The sequence below is a fragment of the Caloramator mitchellensis genome, assembly GCF_001440545.1.
Taxonomy (GTDB): Bacteria; Bacillota; Clostridia; order Clostridiales; family Caloramatoraceae; genus Caloramator; species Caloramator mitchellensis.
The window spans coordinates 97,532-115,730 of sequence record NZ_LKHP01000001.1 but is presented as its reverse complement, the minus strand read 5'-3'; the positions used below and the strand labels follow the sequence as shown (position 1 = coordinate 115,730).

Here is an 18,199-nt window from a genome sequence, read left to right as displayed (position 1 = left end):
GTCACTTTTAATTTTATATACAAACTTCTATAAAACCCAATGGATGATTTTAAAAGGCGCCTCTCATAAGCCTTAGTAACTCTTGCCTTTCGACTTTTCAATAGTCCGTAATTCAGCTCAGGACGAGCTGAGCCGAGCGGACTTCACGGATGAAGTCTCGCGAGGGTAGGACTATTGAAAACAAAGAAAGGCTTAGAGTTGCTTGGCGAAATGAGCGAAGCCTCAGAAATCATCCATTGGGTTCAATAATTCAAACAGTTAAAATGATTATTTCGATAATCTTTCTTCGAGTATTTTTCTTTCTGCTTCATAGCCAGGTTTACCAAGGAGTGCAAACATATTCTTTTTGTATGCTTCAACACCTGGTTGGTCGAATGGATTAACTCCAAGAAGATATCCGCTTATTCCACAGGCCTTTTCAAACATGTATACAATCTTTCCAAAATAGAACGGAGTTAATTCTGGAACATTAATTATGATATTAGGAACATTTCCATCAGTATGAGCAAGCACTGTTCCTTCAAACGCCTTCTTATTAACAAAATCCATTGTCTTTCCTGCTAAGAAGTTTAGTCCATCAATGTTGTCCTTATCTTCCTTTATTTCAATATCATACTTTGGTTTTTCAACATTAAGAACGGTTTCGAATATATGCCTCATACCATCCTGTATATATTGTCCCATTGAATGAAGGTCTGTAGTAAAGTCAACAGAAGCAGGATAAATACCCTTTCCATCTTTTCCTTCGCTTTCACCATAAAGCTGTTTCCACCACTCAGCAAAGAAATGTAGTGAAGGTTCATAATTGGCCATTATTTCAACTGTCTTTCCTTTTCTATACAATGCATTTCTTATAGCTGCATAAAGATAAGCTGGATTATTAAACAAATCTTTATCAGCATATTCAACCATACCATCGTATGCACCCTTCATCATTTCCCTTATATCTATACCGCTTACCGCTATTGGAAGAAGCCCCACTGCTGTTAAAACTGAATATCTTCCGCCAACATCATCTGGTATTACAAAAGTCTCATAGCCTTCTTCAACAGCAAGCTTTCTTAATGCTCCTCTTGCTTTATCTGTCGTGGCATATATCCTCTTCCTTGCTTCATCCTTTCCATATTTATTTTCCATGTATTCTTTAAATATTCTAAACGCAATAGCAGGTTCAGTTGTAGTTCCGGATTTAGATATTACATTTACTGAAATATTTTTTCCCTCTAAAATTTGAAGTAAATCATGCATATAAACAGGGCTTATGTTATTGCCTACAAAGTATATCTCTGGAGTATTCCTCTTATTCTTTGGAAATGCATTATAAAATGTATGATTTAGCATTTCAATTGCTGCTCTAGCCCCTAAGTAAGAACCTCCAATTCCTATAACAACAAGTGCATCAGAATCAGACTTTATTTTTTCAGCCGCCTTGATGATTCTTTCAAACTCTTCCTTGTCATAATCCTTGGGCAGAGTAACCCATCCTAAAAAGTCACCACCTGCTCCTGTCTTATTGTGCAATTTGTCATGAGCATCATTTATTTGCCCTTCAAGGTTTTTTATTTCATCTACGCTTATAAATTTAATTGCCTTAGAATAATCCAAACTTATATTCGACATAATTTTTACCTCCAATAGCAAAATTTATTAAATATTTTAATACATTAACTTAATTTAATCAATGAAAAAATATATAATATTTTTTGTAAATTTGAAATAAAATGTCGTTTTAGTTATTATACGATATTTGTATTCAATTAATTCGATAAAAAAATCGCTTTTGAGCAATAAACTCAATAGCGACCTAAAAAATTTAATTACTTCTTTTCATGATTTAACTTTAAATCTTTAAAAATCTTTAGATGAAGCTTTTCATCTTCAATTATTCTATTAAGTAATTCTACGATATATCTATCCTTTATAATCGTTTTGTGTTCTTCGTATTGTTCAATGGCCTTTATCTCTGATTCAATATCAATTTTAAGCATTCTATCTATGTTTGTTGAATAATCAATAAATGTTGTATTCCAAGGATAATATAACCCGCCTGCAGGAACAGCATAAGCAGGTTTTAATCCAAGAAGTTTAATAGTTTCACCTAAAAGTTCCAGGTGCTTCATTTCGATTATTGCTATTCCACCAACTGTTTCAGCATACTCATCATAATTTCCATCTGAAACAAAATGTTGATAGACATATAAAAGTGATGCTGTCAATTCACTTACTGCTCCTGAATAATCCTCAAGAAGTAAATTGGCATAAAAAATATTTTTATCCTCAATCTTAGGTTCTGGGTAGTTAACATTTACAGAAAATTTAACGGCCTTTTTTATATCTCCTGGCATATTATCCTCCATTAACAATTTATATGATTATAATATGCCATAATTTATTTTTTGCTACTTAAAATTCTTCTGCTACTTTTACAAGCAAATCAATAGCAGCTTTTAAATCATCCTTATCGACAGTTTCGCTATGTGAATGAATATATCTTGTCGGAATAGATACTACTCCTGAAGGAGCTCCAGCTTTTGATATATGAATTTCTGCGGCATCAGTTGTCCCCATTTCTAATATTTCGTATTGATACTTAATATTATTCCTTTCTGCAACATTAATTAACAATTCTTTTATTTGAGGATGAACAATAAAACCTCTGTCCATTATCTTGATTGCTGCGCCTTCACCAAATTTTACTGCCATTCTATTGCAATTTGGAGTATCACCAGTTCCAGTTACATCAACTGCAATAGCTATATCCGGTTCAATGCTATATGCAGCAACCTTTGCACCTCTTAATCCAACTTCCTCTTGAACAGTGAATACAAAGTAAATATCGCCATTGTTTTCTTTAATTCTCTTTGCCGCTTCAATCAATGCATAACAGCCTATTCTATCGTCAAAAGCGGCGCTTGAAATACTATTTCCTAAATCTATAAAATCAGATTTAAACACTCCAAATTCACCAATATTGACTTTTTGTTTTGCTTCTTCCTTATTTTTTGCTCCAATATCTATAAACATATCCTTAAGATTCAAATCTTTTATATCTGCCTTTGCTTCCTTTGAAACGATACCTTCAACACCATTTTTAAAGACAATTCTTTTAAACAACAAAGAATATGGGTTAACTCCACCAATATTAGTAAACCTTAAAAAACCATTATCGTCAATGAAAGTAATCATAACGCCAATTTGGTCCATATGTGCTGCAAACATCAGTTTCTTCTGACCTTTTCCCTTTTTAACTGATATAACATTTCCAAGAGTATCCTTTTTTACTTCATCGACATATTGTTTTATGTTATCTATTATAAAATCAGCTACCTTATCTTCTCTTCCTGATGGTCCATAAATAGACGTTAATTCCTTTAAAAGTTCCATCATAAATCCTCCCTTTCGATGTCTCTTAATAAAGCCTTCACAAGCTTTAGCGTATTTTTATAATCTTCCCTATGTATCATACTAATTGGCGAATGGATATATTTTGTTGGGACAGAAATACTTGCTGTAATAGCGCCTTTTTTAGTTTTATGAATTATGCCAGCATCATTTCCTCCAACATTTCCCCTCCTAAATTGAATAGGTATATTATTCTCCTCAGCAACGTCAACAATTCTATTTAATAATTTTTCATCAGCAATAGATGAAGAATCCATAACAGATATTGCAGGGCCCTTGCCCGTTTCCGTTACAAAATCCTTTTCATCCTTTACAAAATCTGCACATGTGGTTCCTTCGATAACAAGTCCAATTTCCGGCTCTATGCTATATGCTGCAACCGTAGCACCCCTAAGTCCAACTTCTTCCTGAACTGTCCATACGAAATAAATGTCAAAATCATAATCTTCCTTTAAAACTTCCATCAAAATAGCGCAGCCGACTCTATCATCAAGCGCCTTAGCCTTAATGTAATTTCCCATCTCTATATATTGGCTTTCAAATGTAGCATAATCTCCTAATTTTACATATTTCAAAGCTTCATCCTTACTAGTTGCTCCGATGTCTACAAACAATTCCTTAACATTAACAGGATTATTTCTTTCTGCATCATTTTGAAGGTGTATAGGTTTGTATCCAATTATACCTTTAGTTTTAGTCCTTTCAAAAACTACTCGTTTTGAAACTAAAATCCTTGCATCAATACCGCCAACAGGTGCAAATTTTATTCGACCATCTTCCTTAATTCCTGTCACAATAAATCCAACTTCATCCATATGAGCAGCAAGCATTACTCTCTTGCCTTTCCCCTTTTTATGTAGTATTAAATTGCCAAGTTTATCTATTGTAACTTCTCCAAAATCCTTAATCTCTTCTTTAATTACTTCCCTTACCTCTTTCTCGCATCCCGAAACGCCAAATGCATCAGTTAACCTCTTAAGCATAAATATCACCCCAATTCTTTAAGGAAGATATAAACATAGCAAGCAATTTCCCAGCCCTTATGATATCTTTATAATTTACAACTTCAGTAGATGTATGCATATATTTAACTGGAACTGATACTAAAAGAGTTGGAATTCCTTCTCTTGTAACTTGGACTGCCCAGCTTTCTGTTCCCGTTGCTCCTGGGGCTACATCTAATGAATAGGAAATTCCATATTCATCAGCCACATTCATTAATTTTTCTGAAAGCTCTTTATGTATATTGGGACCTATAGTAATTTCTACTCCCCTTCCACATTCTATCTGAATATCAGGGTTAGCATACTTATCACCAAAAGTTACATCAACAACAATTCCAATATCAGGATTTATATCATATGCTGTTGTTTTTACCCCTATAAGACCTCTTTCCTCTTGTGTTGTAGCAACAAAGTAAACATCTGCACTATGTTTTAAGGCCTTGAGATACTTTGCACATTCATAAAGAACCATTATTCCTGCACGATTGTCAATAGCTTTTCCTGTTACAAAATCGCCAATTAAATCAATTGCTTCTCTTTTAATTGTAATAAAATCTCCTATCGAAACATATTTGACAATTTCTTCTTTATTCATGCCGCAATCTATATTCATATCTTGGATTTTAATCGATTGTTTTCTTTCTTTGTCAGTTAATACATGAGGAGGTTTTGCTCCAACTACTCCAAAAACATCTTTTTTTCCATGGATTATAACTTCCTGCGCTGGCAAAGTCTTGGGGTCAATTCCACCAACATTAGTAAAATATACATATCCTCTTTCATCTATGTCTGTAACGATAAGCCCTATTTCATCTGCATGGGCTGTTATCATTATTTTAAGGCCATCCTTGCCTTCGCCTTTTTTTATTGCTCTAAAATCCCCCATTTTACCTCTTTCAGTTAAGTCAACATAATCTCTAAAAATTTCTACTAAAGCATCATGTATTAAATGTTCATTACCCGATACTCCGCTTAATTTGCATAGTTTTTTTAGATGATCCTTCCCTTGCATTTACTCCCCTCCTTTTTTTATTTACACAATTCCATTTTAATACATTTAGGATGGATTTGAAAGAAATATAATAAATTTTCTAGCACGAATTAAATAATATAAACTTTCGAGCCATCTTTTATATTGTCATATATCCACTTTGCATTTTCTATACTTAATCTAATACATCCGTGTGATAATGACTGACCTAATCTACCGTCTATTACTTTTCCCTTTGAATTTACTAAAACCGAATGGAAATAATAGTTCTTAAAAAACCTAACCTTATATTTAGCCAAAACACCTGGTGTATAAGAAATAAGCCATGGACCTCTACCGTTTATTTCAAAAATACCTTTAACAGTAGGTGTAGACTTTTTTCCATCTGTGCAAAGCATAGATTTTATAAATTTCCAATTGTTACTTGTCCCATTAAATATATAAACTTTATTGCCAAATGAATCAACCAATAGTAAATAATTTGTTTTGCTATCAATATTAGCTACATTAACTATTGATAATGCCTCTTTGTCATTTTTTATTGCACGATTTAAATATGTTTTTATAGTCTTAGATTCCATTGCTTTGCGATTTCCAAACCCATCTTCTATTATTACTTGAACCTTATAAAATCCTATTTCTTTTATCGTATAGTTAAGAATATTGTTTTTAGTATCAATTTTATAAACTTCTTTACCATCCTTAAAGACCTTCCAAAGATATTTTAAATTATAACCTTCAGCTAATGCCTCAAACTTTAGAGAAGTATCAATTGGTTGCTGCTCCTTTTCATTGTATTTTAAACTAATTGCTTTTATTGTATTATTGATTTCAATGTTTTCTATCGTCTTTTCTGCTATATTTCCATATTCATCAATAATCTTTAGTTGCAACTTATATACTCCTGCTTCATCAGGTGTAAAACTAAATATACTTTCATTTGAACATTTGCTTCTAAATATTTCAATATCATCTTTTAAAACTGTCCATTCATACTTTAATCCATTACCAGAAGCTAAAATCGTAAAATTTAAAGTAGTTCCCACTTGTTGAGGTAGTGTTTTGTCAATAATCAACTCTCTTATTTCGATGTCTGTTTTTATTTCGATTTCCTGGCTTCTAATTTTGGTTGTAATGCCAAATTCATCAAACACCATAACTTCCAATGCATATTTACCTTTTTCATTAAATTCAAATTCAAAGCTGTTGTCTTCTTTACTTTCACTTATATAAATTATTTCTTCTCCCTTTAAAACGCTCCACTTATATTTTAAATTTTTCCCTTCTGCTTCTGCTAAAAACTGAATTTTTTTGCCTATTTTAAGCTCTGCGTTATTAAATAATTTAATCTCTTTTATTATAGGAATATTTAATTCCTCTGCTTTAGTAATTTTCGTTATGCAAAATTGATTTAAAAATAATATTAAGAATGAAAAGGCTAATATTTTCAATTTCATGATTAACCTCCAAAAATTTGTCCATAAACATTTATATTTCTGATAAGTAATGTTTTATGCAAAAAAATCACTGGTAGAAGAATCTACTCAGTGATTATAAATAAAATTTTAATTATCTATTTATTTTTAATACAAGTTTTTCATTTGGTTTTATAGTCATACTATTATTTTTAATATTTATTTCTTCATATGATATCAAATCAAATGCGTTTGTGCCTTCTATTTCAAATTCCTCTTTTTGACTACCATTGTTAAATATGCATATAATTTCTTCGTCATCTATAAACCTTTTATAAACGTAAAGTGAGTCTGAAACCTTTAAAGTCCTATATTCACCATACATTAAAGCTTTTGAAGATTTTCTGATTTGTATCATCTTTCTATAAAAATCAAACAAATCTTCATTTATATATTCAAAATCCATAGTTATTCTGCAGTCTGGGTCATTTGCACCCGACAAACCTGCTTCGTCTCCATAAAAAATCATTGGTATTCCTATAGTTGTCATCATATAAAATACAGCCATTTTTAGTTTTTCAATATTTTCGTCGCATTCAAAAAGAAATCTGCTGGTATCATGGCTATCCAATAAATTTAGTAAATTATATCTAATATCTTTTCTGTATCTTGCGTATAAGTTATTCATGTAATAGTCAAACTCTAAAAGCGTAATTTTACCCTTTGCAAAATAGTCTAAGGCTGCATACATAAAAGGATAGTTCATGGTAGAATCATATTGGTCTCCCCTTAAGTAGCTTTCAGCCCCATCCCAAACTTCCCCTATTATGATTGCATCTTCCTTTGCCTTTTTAACTGTTTCTCTAAACTTTCTCCAGAAAGCATGGTCTATTTCGTTTGCAACGTCTAACCTCCAACCATCTATATCGAATTTTTCTATGTAATATTTTGCTATTCCTAAAAGATAATTTACAACCTCTTCATTCGTAGTATTTAGTTTTGGCATGCATTTTACATGAGCAAATGTTTCATATTTATCTTCATCCTTAAAGAAATACCAATCATAGTATCTTGACTTTTTTCCATTTTCAAGAATATCCTTAAAGGCAAAAAATTTATCACTAGTGTGATTGAATACCGCATCCAATATAACCTTTATTCCTCTTTTATGGCATTCATCAACTAACTCTTTGAAAATTTTTTCATCGCCGAATGCACTATCTATTTTGTAATAGTCAATAGTATCATATTTATGGCAGCTTGGTGATTCAAATATTGGAGTCAAATATATAGCGTTAACACCCAAGTTGCTGATATAGTCAAGCTTATGAATAATGCCTTTTAAATTCCCTCCAAATAATCTATTATTTGTTGGTTCATCAAACCAATTTTCATCAATCTCTTCTTTATTAAATCTATCAACAAATATTTGATAAAAAACTGCTTCTCTCCACCAATCAAATGTTTTATAAATATCTGCTTTACAGATATATGGGAAGAAGAAAAATTTATTTCTTTCTTTAGGCGGCTCCTGCAAAAACCTCTGTTGTGAATATATTAAGCTCTGTTTATCGTCTATTAACTTAAAATAATAACAAACTCTGTTGAAAGTAAGTTTTATTTCTGTTTCATAATAATCAAACAAATCATCGCTAAAAGCTCTCTCCATCTCTTTCTCAAATATTGTAAGCTCTGCCTTTGGTTCATATCTATCAGCATAGCAAAGTATAACTCTTTTTAAATCATCCTTTTTAGCCTTTAACTTAATGCATAACGTATTTTCATCAACTGCAAATGCATATGTGCTATCGCTCTCATGGTAAACTGCTTCTTTAAACATAGAAAACCCTCCTGTTACTTAATCGTTTAAGTTATTTATTTTTTAGGCAGATTAATCTGCCTTTATTAAAACAATCTTTTCATCATAGTATTTGCCGTCGATGTAGTCCATCATTATTTTAACTGCGATATCGGATTTAGTTTTACTGCTTACTATAACCTTCTTTATTTCATCGTCTAAAAGATATGAATTGTCGCAGGTGCAAATTGCTGTAAGTTTTCTGCTCTCTATATATTTTGATGCTATAGAACATAATAGTTCTCCTAAAACTACAAATGAGAAATCTTTGTTTTCATTCAAATACTTTACTAGACTATCGTAATTGTCTGCTATATAAATTTTGCTAAACCGCTCTTTAAAGACATTAATTAACCTTTGATTGATTTCGTCATCATTAAATTTATCCAGCAGCAAAATTGTTTCTGTTCCTATATTTGTTTCAATCGACTTGTAAATAGCATCCTCAAAATCTGGAATCACCTTTTGAAAATACTCATCATTAATAAAGCTATCTATGATTATTATAGGAACTTCGAACTTATTTGAAATATTATAAAATATTTCTTTATTGACATCTATTAAGAACACTCCATCTAGTTCCCTTGATAATATAATTTCAAGTTCAGGATTGTTTTTATCTATGTTTGAAATCAAAACGTGATATCCAAGTCTGTTTAATTTTTCAACCAATAAATCTATAAATTCACTGTAGTATGACCTTCTCCATGGTATTCTATTTTCATAATCCTTGACTATCAATATCCCGATTAGATTGCTCTTTCTTTTGACTAAAGAACGTGCAGCCAAATTAGGAACATAATTTAGTTTTTTTGCCGCTGCTATAACCTTCCTTCTTGTTTCCTCGGGTATAGTTTCGTTTTTATTTTCATTTAAAACATATGATACCGTAGCAATTGATACATCAGCTTCTTTAGCAACATCCTTCATTGTAATCTTTTTCATAATATCACCAACTTAATCGTTTAAGTAATTCTATAATAATTTATTATAATAAAAAAATCAAGGAGTTTTTTCTCCTTGATTATCTTTTAGACCCTTTTACTCCCGAGCTTGCCTTTTTTAGCAGAGGCGTGTCAAAAGTATACATATTTTTATTATGCTCTTTATTTCTTTCAAAAGCAAAATAAATTAATTTATCGATTAACTCCTTAAAGCTAACGCCTGTTGGTTCCCATAAATAGAATGATATAGAGCCTGGCATTGTATTAATTTCATTTACATAAACCTTCATGGATTCCGGTTCTACTAAAAAGTCGATTCTTGATATTCCAGAACAGTCAAGAACTTTGAACACTTTAACTGCTAAATCCCTTATTTCTTTTGTTTTATCATCTGGAAGTGGTGCTGGAATTCGCCTTGCTGCGCTCTTCATTCCAGAATTTTTGCTGCCACTTAAATATTTGTCCTCAAAGCTTAAAAACTCCTGCCATGATATCGGCTGCTCTAAAACGGAGGCTCTATAATCTTCATCAAAACCGATTACAGAGCAGTTGATTTCCATAGGATTTTCGACCGCCTCTTCAACTATTATTCTTCTATCATAATTTATTGCAATTTCGATGGAATTAATAAGTTCCTCTCTGTTTTTTGCCCTCGTAATTCCAATGCTTGAACCTAAATTCGCTGGCTTAACAAACATTGGATAACTTAAATTCCTTTCAATATCCTCAATTACTTCACTACTATTGTTTATATAATTACTTCTTAAAAACCACTTATAGTTAACAATTGGTATGCCATTAGCTTTAAATATATCCTTCATAATAATCTTATCCATTCCTACGGCTGAACCCAAAACTCCACTTCCAACGTATGGAATATTGCATAATTCAAACATTCCCTGCATAGTTCCATCTTCCCCATGTGAACCATGAAGTGCTGGGAAAACTACATCAATTTTTATCGGTTCAGGTGCTTTTTTAAACAATCCTTTTTCAGGATAAAATTGAATGTAAGGTTTATTCGGAACTGGCTCTATATATACCTTTTTAGCCCTACTCAGCAAATCATCCATGTTCTTATAATTTTTTATATCTAATAAAACTTCTCCACTATACCATTCACCATTTTTAGTTATAAAAAGCGGAATCACATTGTATTTGTTCTTGTCAATATTTTCAACAACCTGAAGTCCAGTAATAACTGAAACCTCATGTTCTACACTTTTTCCTCCAAACATCACTAAAACATTCTTTTTACTCATTTTGCCCCTCCTTAAACTTCACTATAATTATCCGGCAAATCATTTTCAAACAATACTATATCCCCAACGCTAACTACCTTTGCTAATGCTTGAGTAGCTTCATCAAGACTATTTACAACTATTATTCTTTCATCTTCATAATTTTCTTCCTTAAGTCCTTCAATTATCGGGATAGCTCTTTTCTTTCCAACAAGTATTGCTATATCGCAAACTTTAGCAATTCTTTTACCAAATTTCTTGTTCTCTTCATATTCAATATTGCCAAGCTCAATCATGCCTGGTGTTACAATAATTTTTTTCTCTCCCTCCATCTCAGCAATAGCCTCAAGTGCTAAAGCTGAACCCTCAGGATTTGAATTAAAGGCATCATCAATAACCGTAACGCCGTTATTAGTATCCAACAACTGCAATCTGTGGGGAACAGGTTCAATCTTTTCAATCCCTCTTTTAATTTCTTCTTCTGTTAGTCCTAATCTCAATGCAACTAAAATTCCCGCAATAATATTGTTTACATTATGCTTTCCTAATAGTTTTGTCCTGCATTCAAATTTTATTTCCCTATTGTTAACTTTTCCTTGAACATTAAACCTTAGTCCTTCTTTAGTATTTTTTATGTCGCTCGCCCAAATATTGGTCTCTTCTTTTTGTTGTGTTCCGTATAAATAAGTTTCAATGTTCCTTCTCTTTGATAAATTAACACATATTTCATTATCGGCATTAAAAAATGCTACTCCATCATTAGGCAGACTTTCAATAAGTTCATATTTTGTGTTTGCAATATTCTCTTGTGAACCCATAGTTTCAAGATGCTGAGGACCTACCGCTGTTAAAATCCCCATTTTAGGATAAGCAATTTCACATAATTCCTTAATATCACCTACGTATCTTGCCCCCATCTCACAGACAAACACTTCATGCTCGTCCTTTAGTTGCTCTCTTATAACCTTTGTAATTCCCATAGGTGTATTATAGCTTTCTGGAGTCATTATTGTATTATACTTTTCCGAAAGTATTGTTTTAACAAAATATTTTACGCTTGTCTTGCCATAGCTTCCTGTAACCCCAATAACTAATAAATCTTTTCTTCTTTTGATAATATCTCTTGCTTCATTGATAAAACCCATCTGTATTTTTCTTTCAATAGGAAGCATAATCTTTAACGATAAAAGCATTATAAATGAGATTGCAACCTGAATAAATATAAGCCCATTTATGAATAGTATAATTTTATTATTAAAAATAATATATAAAACAATCACCAAAATATAGTTAACAGCTAAAGCACAGGCAAATAGTCTTTTGGCTCTATTAGTAAATACAAGGGGTTTTTTAGCTTTTTTTCTTGATTTATAATGATCACTGATAAATTTTGCAGAAAAAACAAACCACAAAGCAAATAAAACATAGCCACTATAATTTTGGGGTAAAAAATTAGCTATATAAAATAGCAACAATAAAACAATGCTTTTTTTGAGATAATCCCTGTCATATTTTTGCATCCAGCTTAAGAACTCGTTAGGCTTATACCCAACAAGCTGTGCCATATGTAGATAAAATCTATTATAATAATATGATATTCCAGCAAATGTTATTATTGACAATCCTATTAGAATTGTTTCCAAATTACTCACTTCCCTTCAAAAAATTTGACACAATAATGTTAAAATCATTGATATTATCAAGATAGGAGAAGTGTCCTGCACCTTTGAATACTACAAGTCCTGCATCAGGTATTTCCTTCTCCATTATCTTTGCCATGTAAAGGGGTGTATCTTTGTCCTCTTCTCCCCATACTAAGAGAGTCGGAGCTTTTATCTTGGGTAAAAAACCTCTCAAATCTTCGTTCACCACTTTAACAAAAATCTGTCTAAGTGGTCCTGCATTCTTATAATCCTTAGAACCATACTTTTGATAAAACCTCTCGAGTTTTTCCTCCGTCGTTCCCCTATTCAAAATTAGATATATTTTCTTCAACAATTTAAATTTATAAACTCTATAATAATACTTCCAATTTCTTTTTGGAATTATACCAGCACTATCGACTAATACAACTTTTTCTACCATTTCAGGATAAGTTGCAGAGAAAAGTATAGAAACCCTTCCACCGAAAGAATGGCCAATTAAGGTAGCCTTATCAATACCCATCTTATTAAAAAATTTATGTAGCAATTCAGTATAATCCTTTACACCCCAAACGCTGTCTGGAATAGAAGACTGTCCAAACCCCGGAAAATCTATAGCGTAGACTTCAAACTTTGATGATAGATAATTAAAAACTGGCAAAAAGCTATCTGCTCTTCCGCCCCATCCATGCAAAAGAACAACCTTTTTTCCACTTCCAGCCTTTTTATAGAACAAATCAATATTATCTATTTTAACAAACATAAATTCACCTCGCCAATTACGATTCATACTACATTATACTATAATTTTGGAGTATTTAAAATTATTAAAAGGAATAAAAATGAAAATTGATTGTAAACTTTATTTATTTTAAACCAATTATTTACATAAAAATTCTAAACAATGAAAACAATATAATTGAAAGGATGGTGCGTATGAGAATATTAAATATAGTATCACTTGCTGTTTTAGTATTAGGAGGATTAAATTGGGGATTTGTTGCTATTTCAGGATTTGATCCATTACTTCCAATATTAGGTGGATATTCATCACCTTTTGCTAGAGTTTTCTATGGAATAGTTGGATTATCTGCAATCTGGGTTTTTTACGCATACCTTATGACTCCTGGCAGCGATGGTATAGAGGAAAAATAAAGAAGGTGCATACTTTTAGATGCATCCTTTGAGAACAGCTTTCTTTAAAATTAATTAAATTATAAAACCACACATAAATTTCATATTTTATATTGTTCAAATTTACTGCCCTTATACAAATAAGCATTTGTAGGACAAGTATGGAGGCATTTTTGGCATGAAATACATTGATTTCCAAACTCAAAGTAATTTTCTTTAAATTTTATATTCTTTGTAGGACAATTTTTCACGCACTTCATACACTTTACACAAAGTTTCATATCAACTGATAAATTTCGTCGTGCCCATCCCTTGGAAAAAAGGTAAAAAGCTTTATACTCAGCCTTTGCCAGATTCAATCTAAACCTACTTACGCTGTTAATATATCTTTCTCCTCTTAAAAATTTTTCAACAATTTCTTTAACTTTTATATCAGCATTTTCCTTTGTACTTCTTATATCTTCCTTTGAAGGTTTTTCAAATGCCACAACATAGTAATTGTTAGGCATCGTAATAAATTCTTGAATATCTATTTTACAACCTTTTTTCTCTAAAATTTCTGATAATTGGTCAGGACCTGAGCCTTTGTTGGCCGCCTGTGTAGAAAATATAATGCATCTTTTATTTGATTTTTTAAAATTATCAGATACCCATTCAATATAATTCTTTGGAAAAACCTCAGCATGAATTGGAGCACCAAAAATATAAAAATCATATTCATCGTTAATTGTTCTCTTCTTTGAAATATCAATCAATATACAAGTAATTCCTTGTGATTCAAAATGTTTCTTGAATAGCCTTGATACATACTCTGTGTTCCCTGTTCCAGAAAAGTATAATATTGCACCAGTCATTCTTATCCTCCATAATCTATTGTTTCGACTTTGCATACTTAATTATTTCAACATCATGCATAATAACTATTAAGCCTTCAGTTATCATTGGGTCAATTACCTTTATAAACTCATTTATTCTCTCTTCTTTATCTATAATTTCTATTACTATAGGCAAATCCTGAGATAAAACCTCAGTCCAGGCAGTGTGTATCCTGCTGTTTGCTCCAAAGCCTTCAATCCCTCTTATTATAGTTGCTCCTGCAAGTCCTAATTCCTTAGCCTTCTTCAAAACAACATGATGTAAAGATTCGCCGTGCCATTTGTCAGATTCCCCGATAAATATTTTTAGCATTTTACCCTTACCTTCAATTTTCATTTTAAATCCTCCCAAACTATTAGATGATAAATTTGACAATAAATCTTCCTGCTATAACCCCTGCTAAGCTTAAAAATAAATTTAATGCTGCATTTAATGTTCCCCAAATATAACTTCCATCGCTTAACAAATTTATCGTTTCATAGCTGAATGTTGAAAAAGTAGTAAGTCCGCCTAATATTCCTGTTGTTATAAATAATCTTAATTCAGATGATATTAAATCTGTTGATAAACTTATCTCCATTATAAATCCTATTAAAAAACCTCCGATAATATTAACAATTAATGTCCCCATTGGAATTTCAAAGTTAAACACTTTTGCAGCCCATAGGGAAATTAAATACCTTAAACTTGCTCCTATAAATCCTCCGATTCCTACATAAAAAACCTTTTGCACTTTAGCACCTCCGTCAGCTTTATCCTAATTTTTATTTTAATACTATTAATATTCATATGTCAAAACAATAAGTAAATTAGTATAACTAATCTGTTATTACTAATAATATAATCAGGTGATGAAAATAGATTTATTTTATCCTTCTCAAGTATTTATTGAAAAAGAAGCTTTGAAATATAGTTTTACATACGAACTTGTTAAGAAGTTTGAAGAAAAAAATATTCCAATAATAGAAGAAGGAATAAAAAAGTTTACAAAGGAGATGAATGAACAGCAGTTTTTTGCATTCTCTAAAAGGAGTATAATATTAGGGGTTAATAAAACAAAAAAATTTGAATCATGCAAGCCATCTGCAGATTATCAATTCTCTCTAGTTTCTGGCTGTCCAGGAACCTGTGAATACTGTTATCTGCAGACAAAACATGCCTGTTCTCCTTACATCAAAATTTATGTAAATCTAAATGATATCTTCGATATTATTCAGGATTATATAAATAATGGCCTTCCTAAAACTACAACCTTTGAACTTGCCAGCACCAGCGACCCTATATCTGTTGAACACATAACTGGCTCAGTAAAAAAGGCAATTGAATTTTTTGCAGGTCAGTCTAATGGGAAATTGAGATTAGTAACTAAATTCTCCAGCATTGATGATATTTTAAATATAGAACATAACGGCAACACTAAAATCAGGTTCAGTATTAATTCAGATTATGTCATTAATAACTTTGAACACAATACTAGTAGTTTAAGTGAAAGAGTAACAGCTTCAAAAAAAATTCTTGAAGCTAGATATAATACTGGATTTATAATCGCACCCATTATAATTTACGAAGGCTGGAAGAAAGAATACGAAAACTTGCTCATTAAACTATCTGAAGAACTCAAAGACTATATTAGTGTCAACATCACATTCGAACTAATTCAATATAGGTTTACATTAAGATCTAGAGAAATAATACTAAAAAGATTTCCCAAAACCAAGCTTAATCTTAACGAAGAAAATCTTTTGAAAAAATGGGGGCCATATGGATATTATAAATATGTTTATCCAAAAGAAACTTCAAACGAAATTAAAAAGTTTTTCGCTGAAGTAATTAAAAAATATTTCCCTAATGCGACAATAGAATATTTCACATGACTTTAATAAATGTAATAAAAATCACATTTTTTTCAAAAATTTTTTGATATAATTTTTAAAAAGTTTAGGGGGGAAATAACGTGAGCAATATTGAACAACATATAACTGTTTTAAAAAAAAGCGATTTTGAAATGATAACAGCATGTTTTGATGAATATTACTTTATTATTCCAGAACAAGTAATTAAACCTGACGCAAAAAATTCTAATATTTATAATATAGGCTATGAACTGCCAATTAAAGGAGATACCTATGAATTTCCACTTGATTTTAATATAATAGACTTGCACTTTAAGAAGGTTGCAAAAGTTAGAGAAGGAAAACTTTATGACTTAATTCCAGTTGAAGAATATAAATATGATAATTTTCCAGCATTAAATATGATGGGTTTTTATATCAACTTGAAATCCCTAAGTGACTATGAAGAATACGTTAAAGATTTTAATAGTTTTAAAATAACAGAAAGAGAAAAATTAGCCGCCTTCGCAAACAAGTGGTTCGATATCGTTAAATTTAGAAAAATTAGATATAAATAACAATCAATGATAAAATTTATAAAGACGCTAATCAATTATTTGTTTGATTAACGTCTTTTATTAACTTTTGCTTATATAGCTGGAAATTTTTAAAAAGCTTCTACAATTTCACTTCCTTTTTTATGTTTGCTCTTGTACATTGCTCTGTCAACCTTATCGATAATGAAATTAAAATCCACTTCTTCTCCAGTGTATTTATACAATCCACTGCTTACACTTGTATATATTTTGGTTCCGTTAGTCTCAATAAATCTTGTTTTAAGCAGTTCATTAATACTATTTATAAATAATTTTAATTCATCGTAATCGCTATGAATGAGGCAGAATTCATCTCCACCGTATCTGCAAAATACAGTATTTCTATCTATCGCAGAATTAACGACTTTTGCAAAAAACTCTATAAGCTGATTGCCTGTTACATGTCCAAAATTATCATTAATATATTTAAGATTGTTAAAATCCATCATACATATAGCAAATTGCTCTTTTTTACTGATCTTACTATTTATTAAAGCTTCTAAATATCTATAATTATATGCTCCTGATAATCTGTCCTTAAACAGTTCTCTTTCTTTTTCCTTCAATTTTGTGTATCTAAAAGTTACAATTTGAAAAGGTATATACATCAGATAAACGATAGTTGCACCCAATAATCCATAACCTTTGTAGGAAAAAATAAGCGCAAAAGTTAATATTATTGAGTAATAGTTGTATAATATGAACATTTTAAATTTAAATGCTTCCAAAAACAACTTCCCGCTATGAAAAGATATTACAAGGGAAACAATTAATCGATTTAGAACATCAAATATTAGTATTAAAATAGCAAGTTTTAGTATATCCCTGCTTGAAATTAAATCTATGTCTAATTTTTTTGATAAAAATTCTGTTATGAATATTATGATGGTGGTTTGTGAAATGTTAAACATTGTTTTTATATTTAAAATTTTATTATATCTACCTTCCATTTTTAATTTTAATCCTTTTATTAAAAAAGCTATTATATTGCTTGTTATTGCAATTATCGCATTAAACATCAGTATCAAAAAGAATATATTAGAGATTGATAATGAAAATGATAATTCATCATCATTAGCTTCACCATCGTAATCAAACACCTCTGAAATAACAGTTACCATCATAAAAAAAATAGAGACTAAAGGAAAAGCATAACTTTTTATGTTTGCAACATAATAGATGCTGATAGCTGTTCCAAGCGTGAAAATCAAGTAAAGATACGGCTTGAAAAGTTTCTTGCTCACCTTCAAATTAAATCCCCCT

Annotated in this window: 18 protein-coding genes; 3 read left to right on the top strand and 15 right to left on the bottom strand. The window is 30.9% G+C overall.

Annotation, left to right across the window (positions count from 1 at the left end; all coding sequences use genetic code 11):
• Positions 1-267: 267 nt before the first annotated feature.
• The 11 genes from ABG79_RS00560 to ABG79_RS00510 all read right to left on the bottom strand — a co-directional run bounded on the left by ABG79_RS00560 (position 268) and on the right by ABG79_RS00510 (position 13,261).
• A complete protein-coding gene (locus tag ABG79_RS00560) occupies positions 268-1,620 on the bottom strand; it encodes a glucose-6-phosphate isomerase (protein WP_057976018.1) in 1,353 nt (450 codons plus the stop codon).
• A 197-nt stretch (positions 1,621-1,817) separates the two neighbouring features.
• The gene (locus tag ABG79_RS00555) at positions 1,818-2,345 is read right to left on the bottom strand and encodes a ferritin-like domain-containing protein (RefSeq protein ID WP_057976016.1); all 528 of its coding nucleotides are present in this window, start codon (positions 2,343-2,345) and stop codon (positions 1,818-1,820) included.
• A gap of 58 nt (positions 2,346-2,403) precedes the next feature.
• On the bottom strand, positions 2,404-3,384 hold the full coding sequence (locus tag ABG79_RS00550; RefSeq protein ID WP_479722822.1) for a M42 family metallopeptidase: 981 nt from the start codon (positions 3,382-3,384) through the stop codon (positions 2,404-2,406).
• A complete protein-coding gene (locus tag ABG79_RS00545) occupies positions 3,384-4,385 on the bottom strand; it encodes a M42 family metallopeptidase (protein ID WP_057976013.1) in 1,002 nt (333 codons plus the stop codon). The genes ABG79_RS00550 and ABG79_RS00545 overlap by 1 nt, the downstream gene beginning before the upstream one ends.
• The gene (locus tag ABG79_RS00540; RefSeq protein WP_057976011.1) at positions 4,378-5,418 is read right to left on the bottom strand and encodes a M42 family metallopeptidase; all 1,041 of its coding nucleotides are present in this window, start codon (positions 5,416-5,418) and stop codon (positions 4,378-4,380) included. Before ABG79_RS00540 ends, ABG79_RS00545 begins: the two co-directional genes overlap by 8 nt.
• An 89-nt stretch (positions 5,419-5,507) precedes the next feature.
• Complete coding sequence (locus ABG79_RS00535; RefSeq protein ID WP_057976009.1) at positions 5,508-6,854, bottom strand: L,D-transpeptidase family protein; 1,347 nt, start codon at positions 6,852-6,854, stop codon at positions 5,508-5,510.
• Positions 6,855-6,966: 112 nt separating this feature from the next.
• Positions 6,967-8,652: a glycoside hydrolase family 13 protein gene (locus ABG79_RS00530; RefSeq protein WP_057976007.1), complete on the bottom strand. Its 1,686-nt coding sequence runs from the start codon at positions 8,650-8,652 to the stop codon at positions 6,967-6,969.
• 51 nt (positions 8,653-8,703) lie between these two features.
• Positions 8,704-9,615, bottom strand: a complete 912-nt coding sequence (locus ABG79_RS00525) for a LacI family DNA-binding transcriptional regulator (protein WP_057976006.1) — start codon at positions 9,613-9,615, stop codon at positions 8,704-8,706.
• A 79-nt stretch (positions 9,616-9,694) separates the two neighbouring features.
• Positions 9,695-10,876, bottom strand: coding sequence for a D-alanine--D-alanine ligase family protein (locus ABG79_RS00520; RefSeq protein ID WP_057976004.1), 1,182 nt, complete (start codon positions 10,874-10,876; stop codon positions 9,695-9,697).
• Between the two features lie 11 nt (positions 10,877-10,887).
• Positions 10,888-12,498, bottom strand: coding sequence for a UDP-N-acetylmuramoyl-tripeptide--D-alanyl-D-alanine ligase (locus ABG79_RS00515; RefSeq protein ID WP_200956776.1), 1,611 nt, complete (start codon positions 12,496-12,498; stop codon positions 10,888-10,890).
• A 1-nt stretch (position 12,499) separates the two neighbouring features.
• Entirely contained in the window at positions 12,500-13,261 is a 762-nt protein-coding gene (locus tag ABG79_RS00510; RefSeq protein ID WP_057976002.1) for an alpha/beta fold hydrolase, read from the bottom strand.
• A gap of 173 nt (positions 13,262-13,434) precedes the next feature.
• Between ABG79_RS00510 and ABG79_RS00505 the strand changes: the two genes are divergently transcribed.
• Positions 13,435-13,653 (top strand): DUF378 domain-containing protein, encoded by a 219-nt coding sequence (locus tag ABG79_RS00505; RefSeq protein WP_057976000.1) that lies wholly within the window; start codon positions 13,435-13,437, stop codon positions 13,651-13,653.
• 80 nt (positions 13,654-13,733) lie between these two features.
• Here the strand turns inward: ABG79_RS00505 and ABG79_RS00500 are convergent, their stop codons facing one another.
• From ABG79_RS00500 to crcB, 3 genes are read right to left on the bottom strand one after another with little or no spacing between them, the layout of a single operon-like run.
• The gene (locus ABG79_RS00500; protein ID WP_057975998.1) at positions 13,734-14,486 is read right to left on the bottom strand and encodes an EFR1 family ferrodoxin; all 753 of its coding nucleotides are present in this window, start codon (positions 14,484-14,486) and stop codon (positions 13,734-13,736) included.
• A gap of 16 nt (positions 14,487-14,502) precedes the next feature.
• Positions 14,503-14,844 carry a DUF190 domain-containing protein gene (locus ABG79_RS00495; protein WP_057975996.1) on the bottom strand — a complete coding sequence of 114 codons (342 nt, stop codon included), beginning with the start codon at positions 14,842-14,844 and terminating at the stop codon, positions 14,503-14,505.
• A gap of 19 nt (positions 14,845-14,863) precedes the next feature.
• Positions 14,864-15,241, bottom strand: a complete 378-nt coding sequence (gene crcB, locus ABG79_RS00490; protein WP_057975994.1) for a fluoride efflux transporter CrcB — start codon at positions 15,239-15,241, stop codon at positions 14,864-14,866.
• A gap of 118 nt (positions 15,242-15,359) precedes the next feature.
• On the opposite strand from crcB, the gene splB reads away from it, so the two are divergent.
• Positions 15,360-16,382, top strand: coding sequence for a spore photoproduct lyase (gene splB / locus ABG79_RS00485; RefSeq protein ID WP_057975992.1), 1,023 nt, complete (start codon positions 15,360-15,362; stop codon positions 16,380-16,382).
• Between the two features lie 80 nt (positions 16,383-16,462).
• Positions 16,463-16,918 carry a hypothetical protein gene (locus ABG79_RS00480; protein ID WP_057975990.1) on the top strand — a complete coding sequence of 152 codons (456 nt, stop codon included), beginning with the start codon at positions 16,463-16,465 and terminating at the stop codon, positions 16,916-16,918.
• Positions 16,919-17,007: 89 nt separating this feature from the next.
• Here the strand turns inward: ABG79_RS00480 and ABG79_RS00475 are convergent, their stop codons facing one another.
• Positions 17,008-18,180, bottom strand: a complete 1,173-nt coding sequence (locus tag ABG79_RS00475; protein ID WP_242859287.1) for a GGDEF domain-containing protein — start codon at positions 18,178-18,180, stop codon at positions 17,008-17,010.
• Positions 18,181-18,199: the final 19 nt, after the last annotated feature.

Coding starts and splice junctions, on each gene's coding strand:
- splB (WP_057975992.1), top strand. CDS start 15,360: ATGAAAATAGATTTATTTTATCCTTCTCAAGTATTTATTGAAAAAGAA.
- ABG79_RS00560 (WP_057976018.1), bottom strand. CDS start 1,620: ATGTCGAATATAAGTTTGGATTATTCTAAGGCAATTAAATTTATAAGC.
- ABG79_RS00510 (WP_057976002.1), bottom strand. CDS start 13,261: ATGTTTGTTAAAATAGATAATATTGATTTGTTCTATAAAAAGGCTGGA.
- ABG79_RS00555 (WP_057976016.1), bottom strand. CDS start 2,345: ATGCCAGGAGATATAAAAAAGGCCGTTAAATTTTCTGTAAATGTTAAC.
- ABG79_RS00545 (WP_057976013.1), bottom strand. CDS start 4,385: ATGCTTAAGAGGTTAACTGATGCATTTGGCGTTTCGGGATGCGAGAAA.
- ABG79_RS00530 (WP_057976007.1), bottom strand. CDS start 8,652: ATGTTTAAAGAAGCAGTTTACCATGAGAGCGATAGCACATATGCATTT.
- ABG79_RS00520 (WP_057976004.1), bottom strand. CDS start 10,876: ATGAGTAAAAAGAATGTTTTAGTGATGTTTGGAGGAAAAAGTGTAGAA.
- ABG79_RS00550 (WP_479722822.1), bottom strand. CDS start 3,384: ATGGAACTTTTAAAGGAATTAACGTCTATTTATGGACCATCAGGAAGA.
- ABG79_RS00535 (WP_057976009.1), bottom strand. CDS start 6,854: ATGAAATTGAAAATATTAGCCTTTTCATTCTTAATATTATTTTTAAAT.
- ABG79_RS00505 (WP_057976000.1), top strand. CDS start 13,435: ATGAGAATATTAAATATAGTATCACTTGCTGTTTTAGTATTAGGAGGA.
- ABG79_RS00500 (WP_057975998.1), bottom strand. CDS start 14,486: ATGACTGGTGCAATATTATACTTTTCTGGAACAGGGAACACAGAGTAT.
- ABG79_RS00495 (WP_057975996.1), bottom strand. CDS start 14,844: ATGAAAATTGAAGGTAAGGGTAAAATGCTAAAAATATTTATCGGGGAA.
- ABG79_RS00525 (WP_057976006.1), bottom strand. CDS start 9,615: ATGAAAAAGATTACAATGAAGGATGTTGCTAAAGAAGCTGATGTATCA.
- ABG79_RS00540 (WP_057976011.1), bottom strand. CDS start 5,418: ATGCAAGGGAAGGATCATCTAAAAAAACTATGCAAATTAAGCGGAGTA.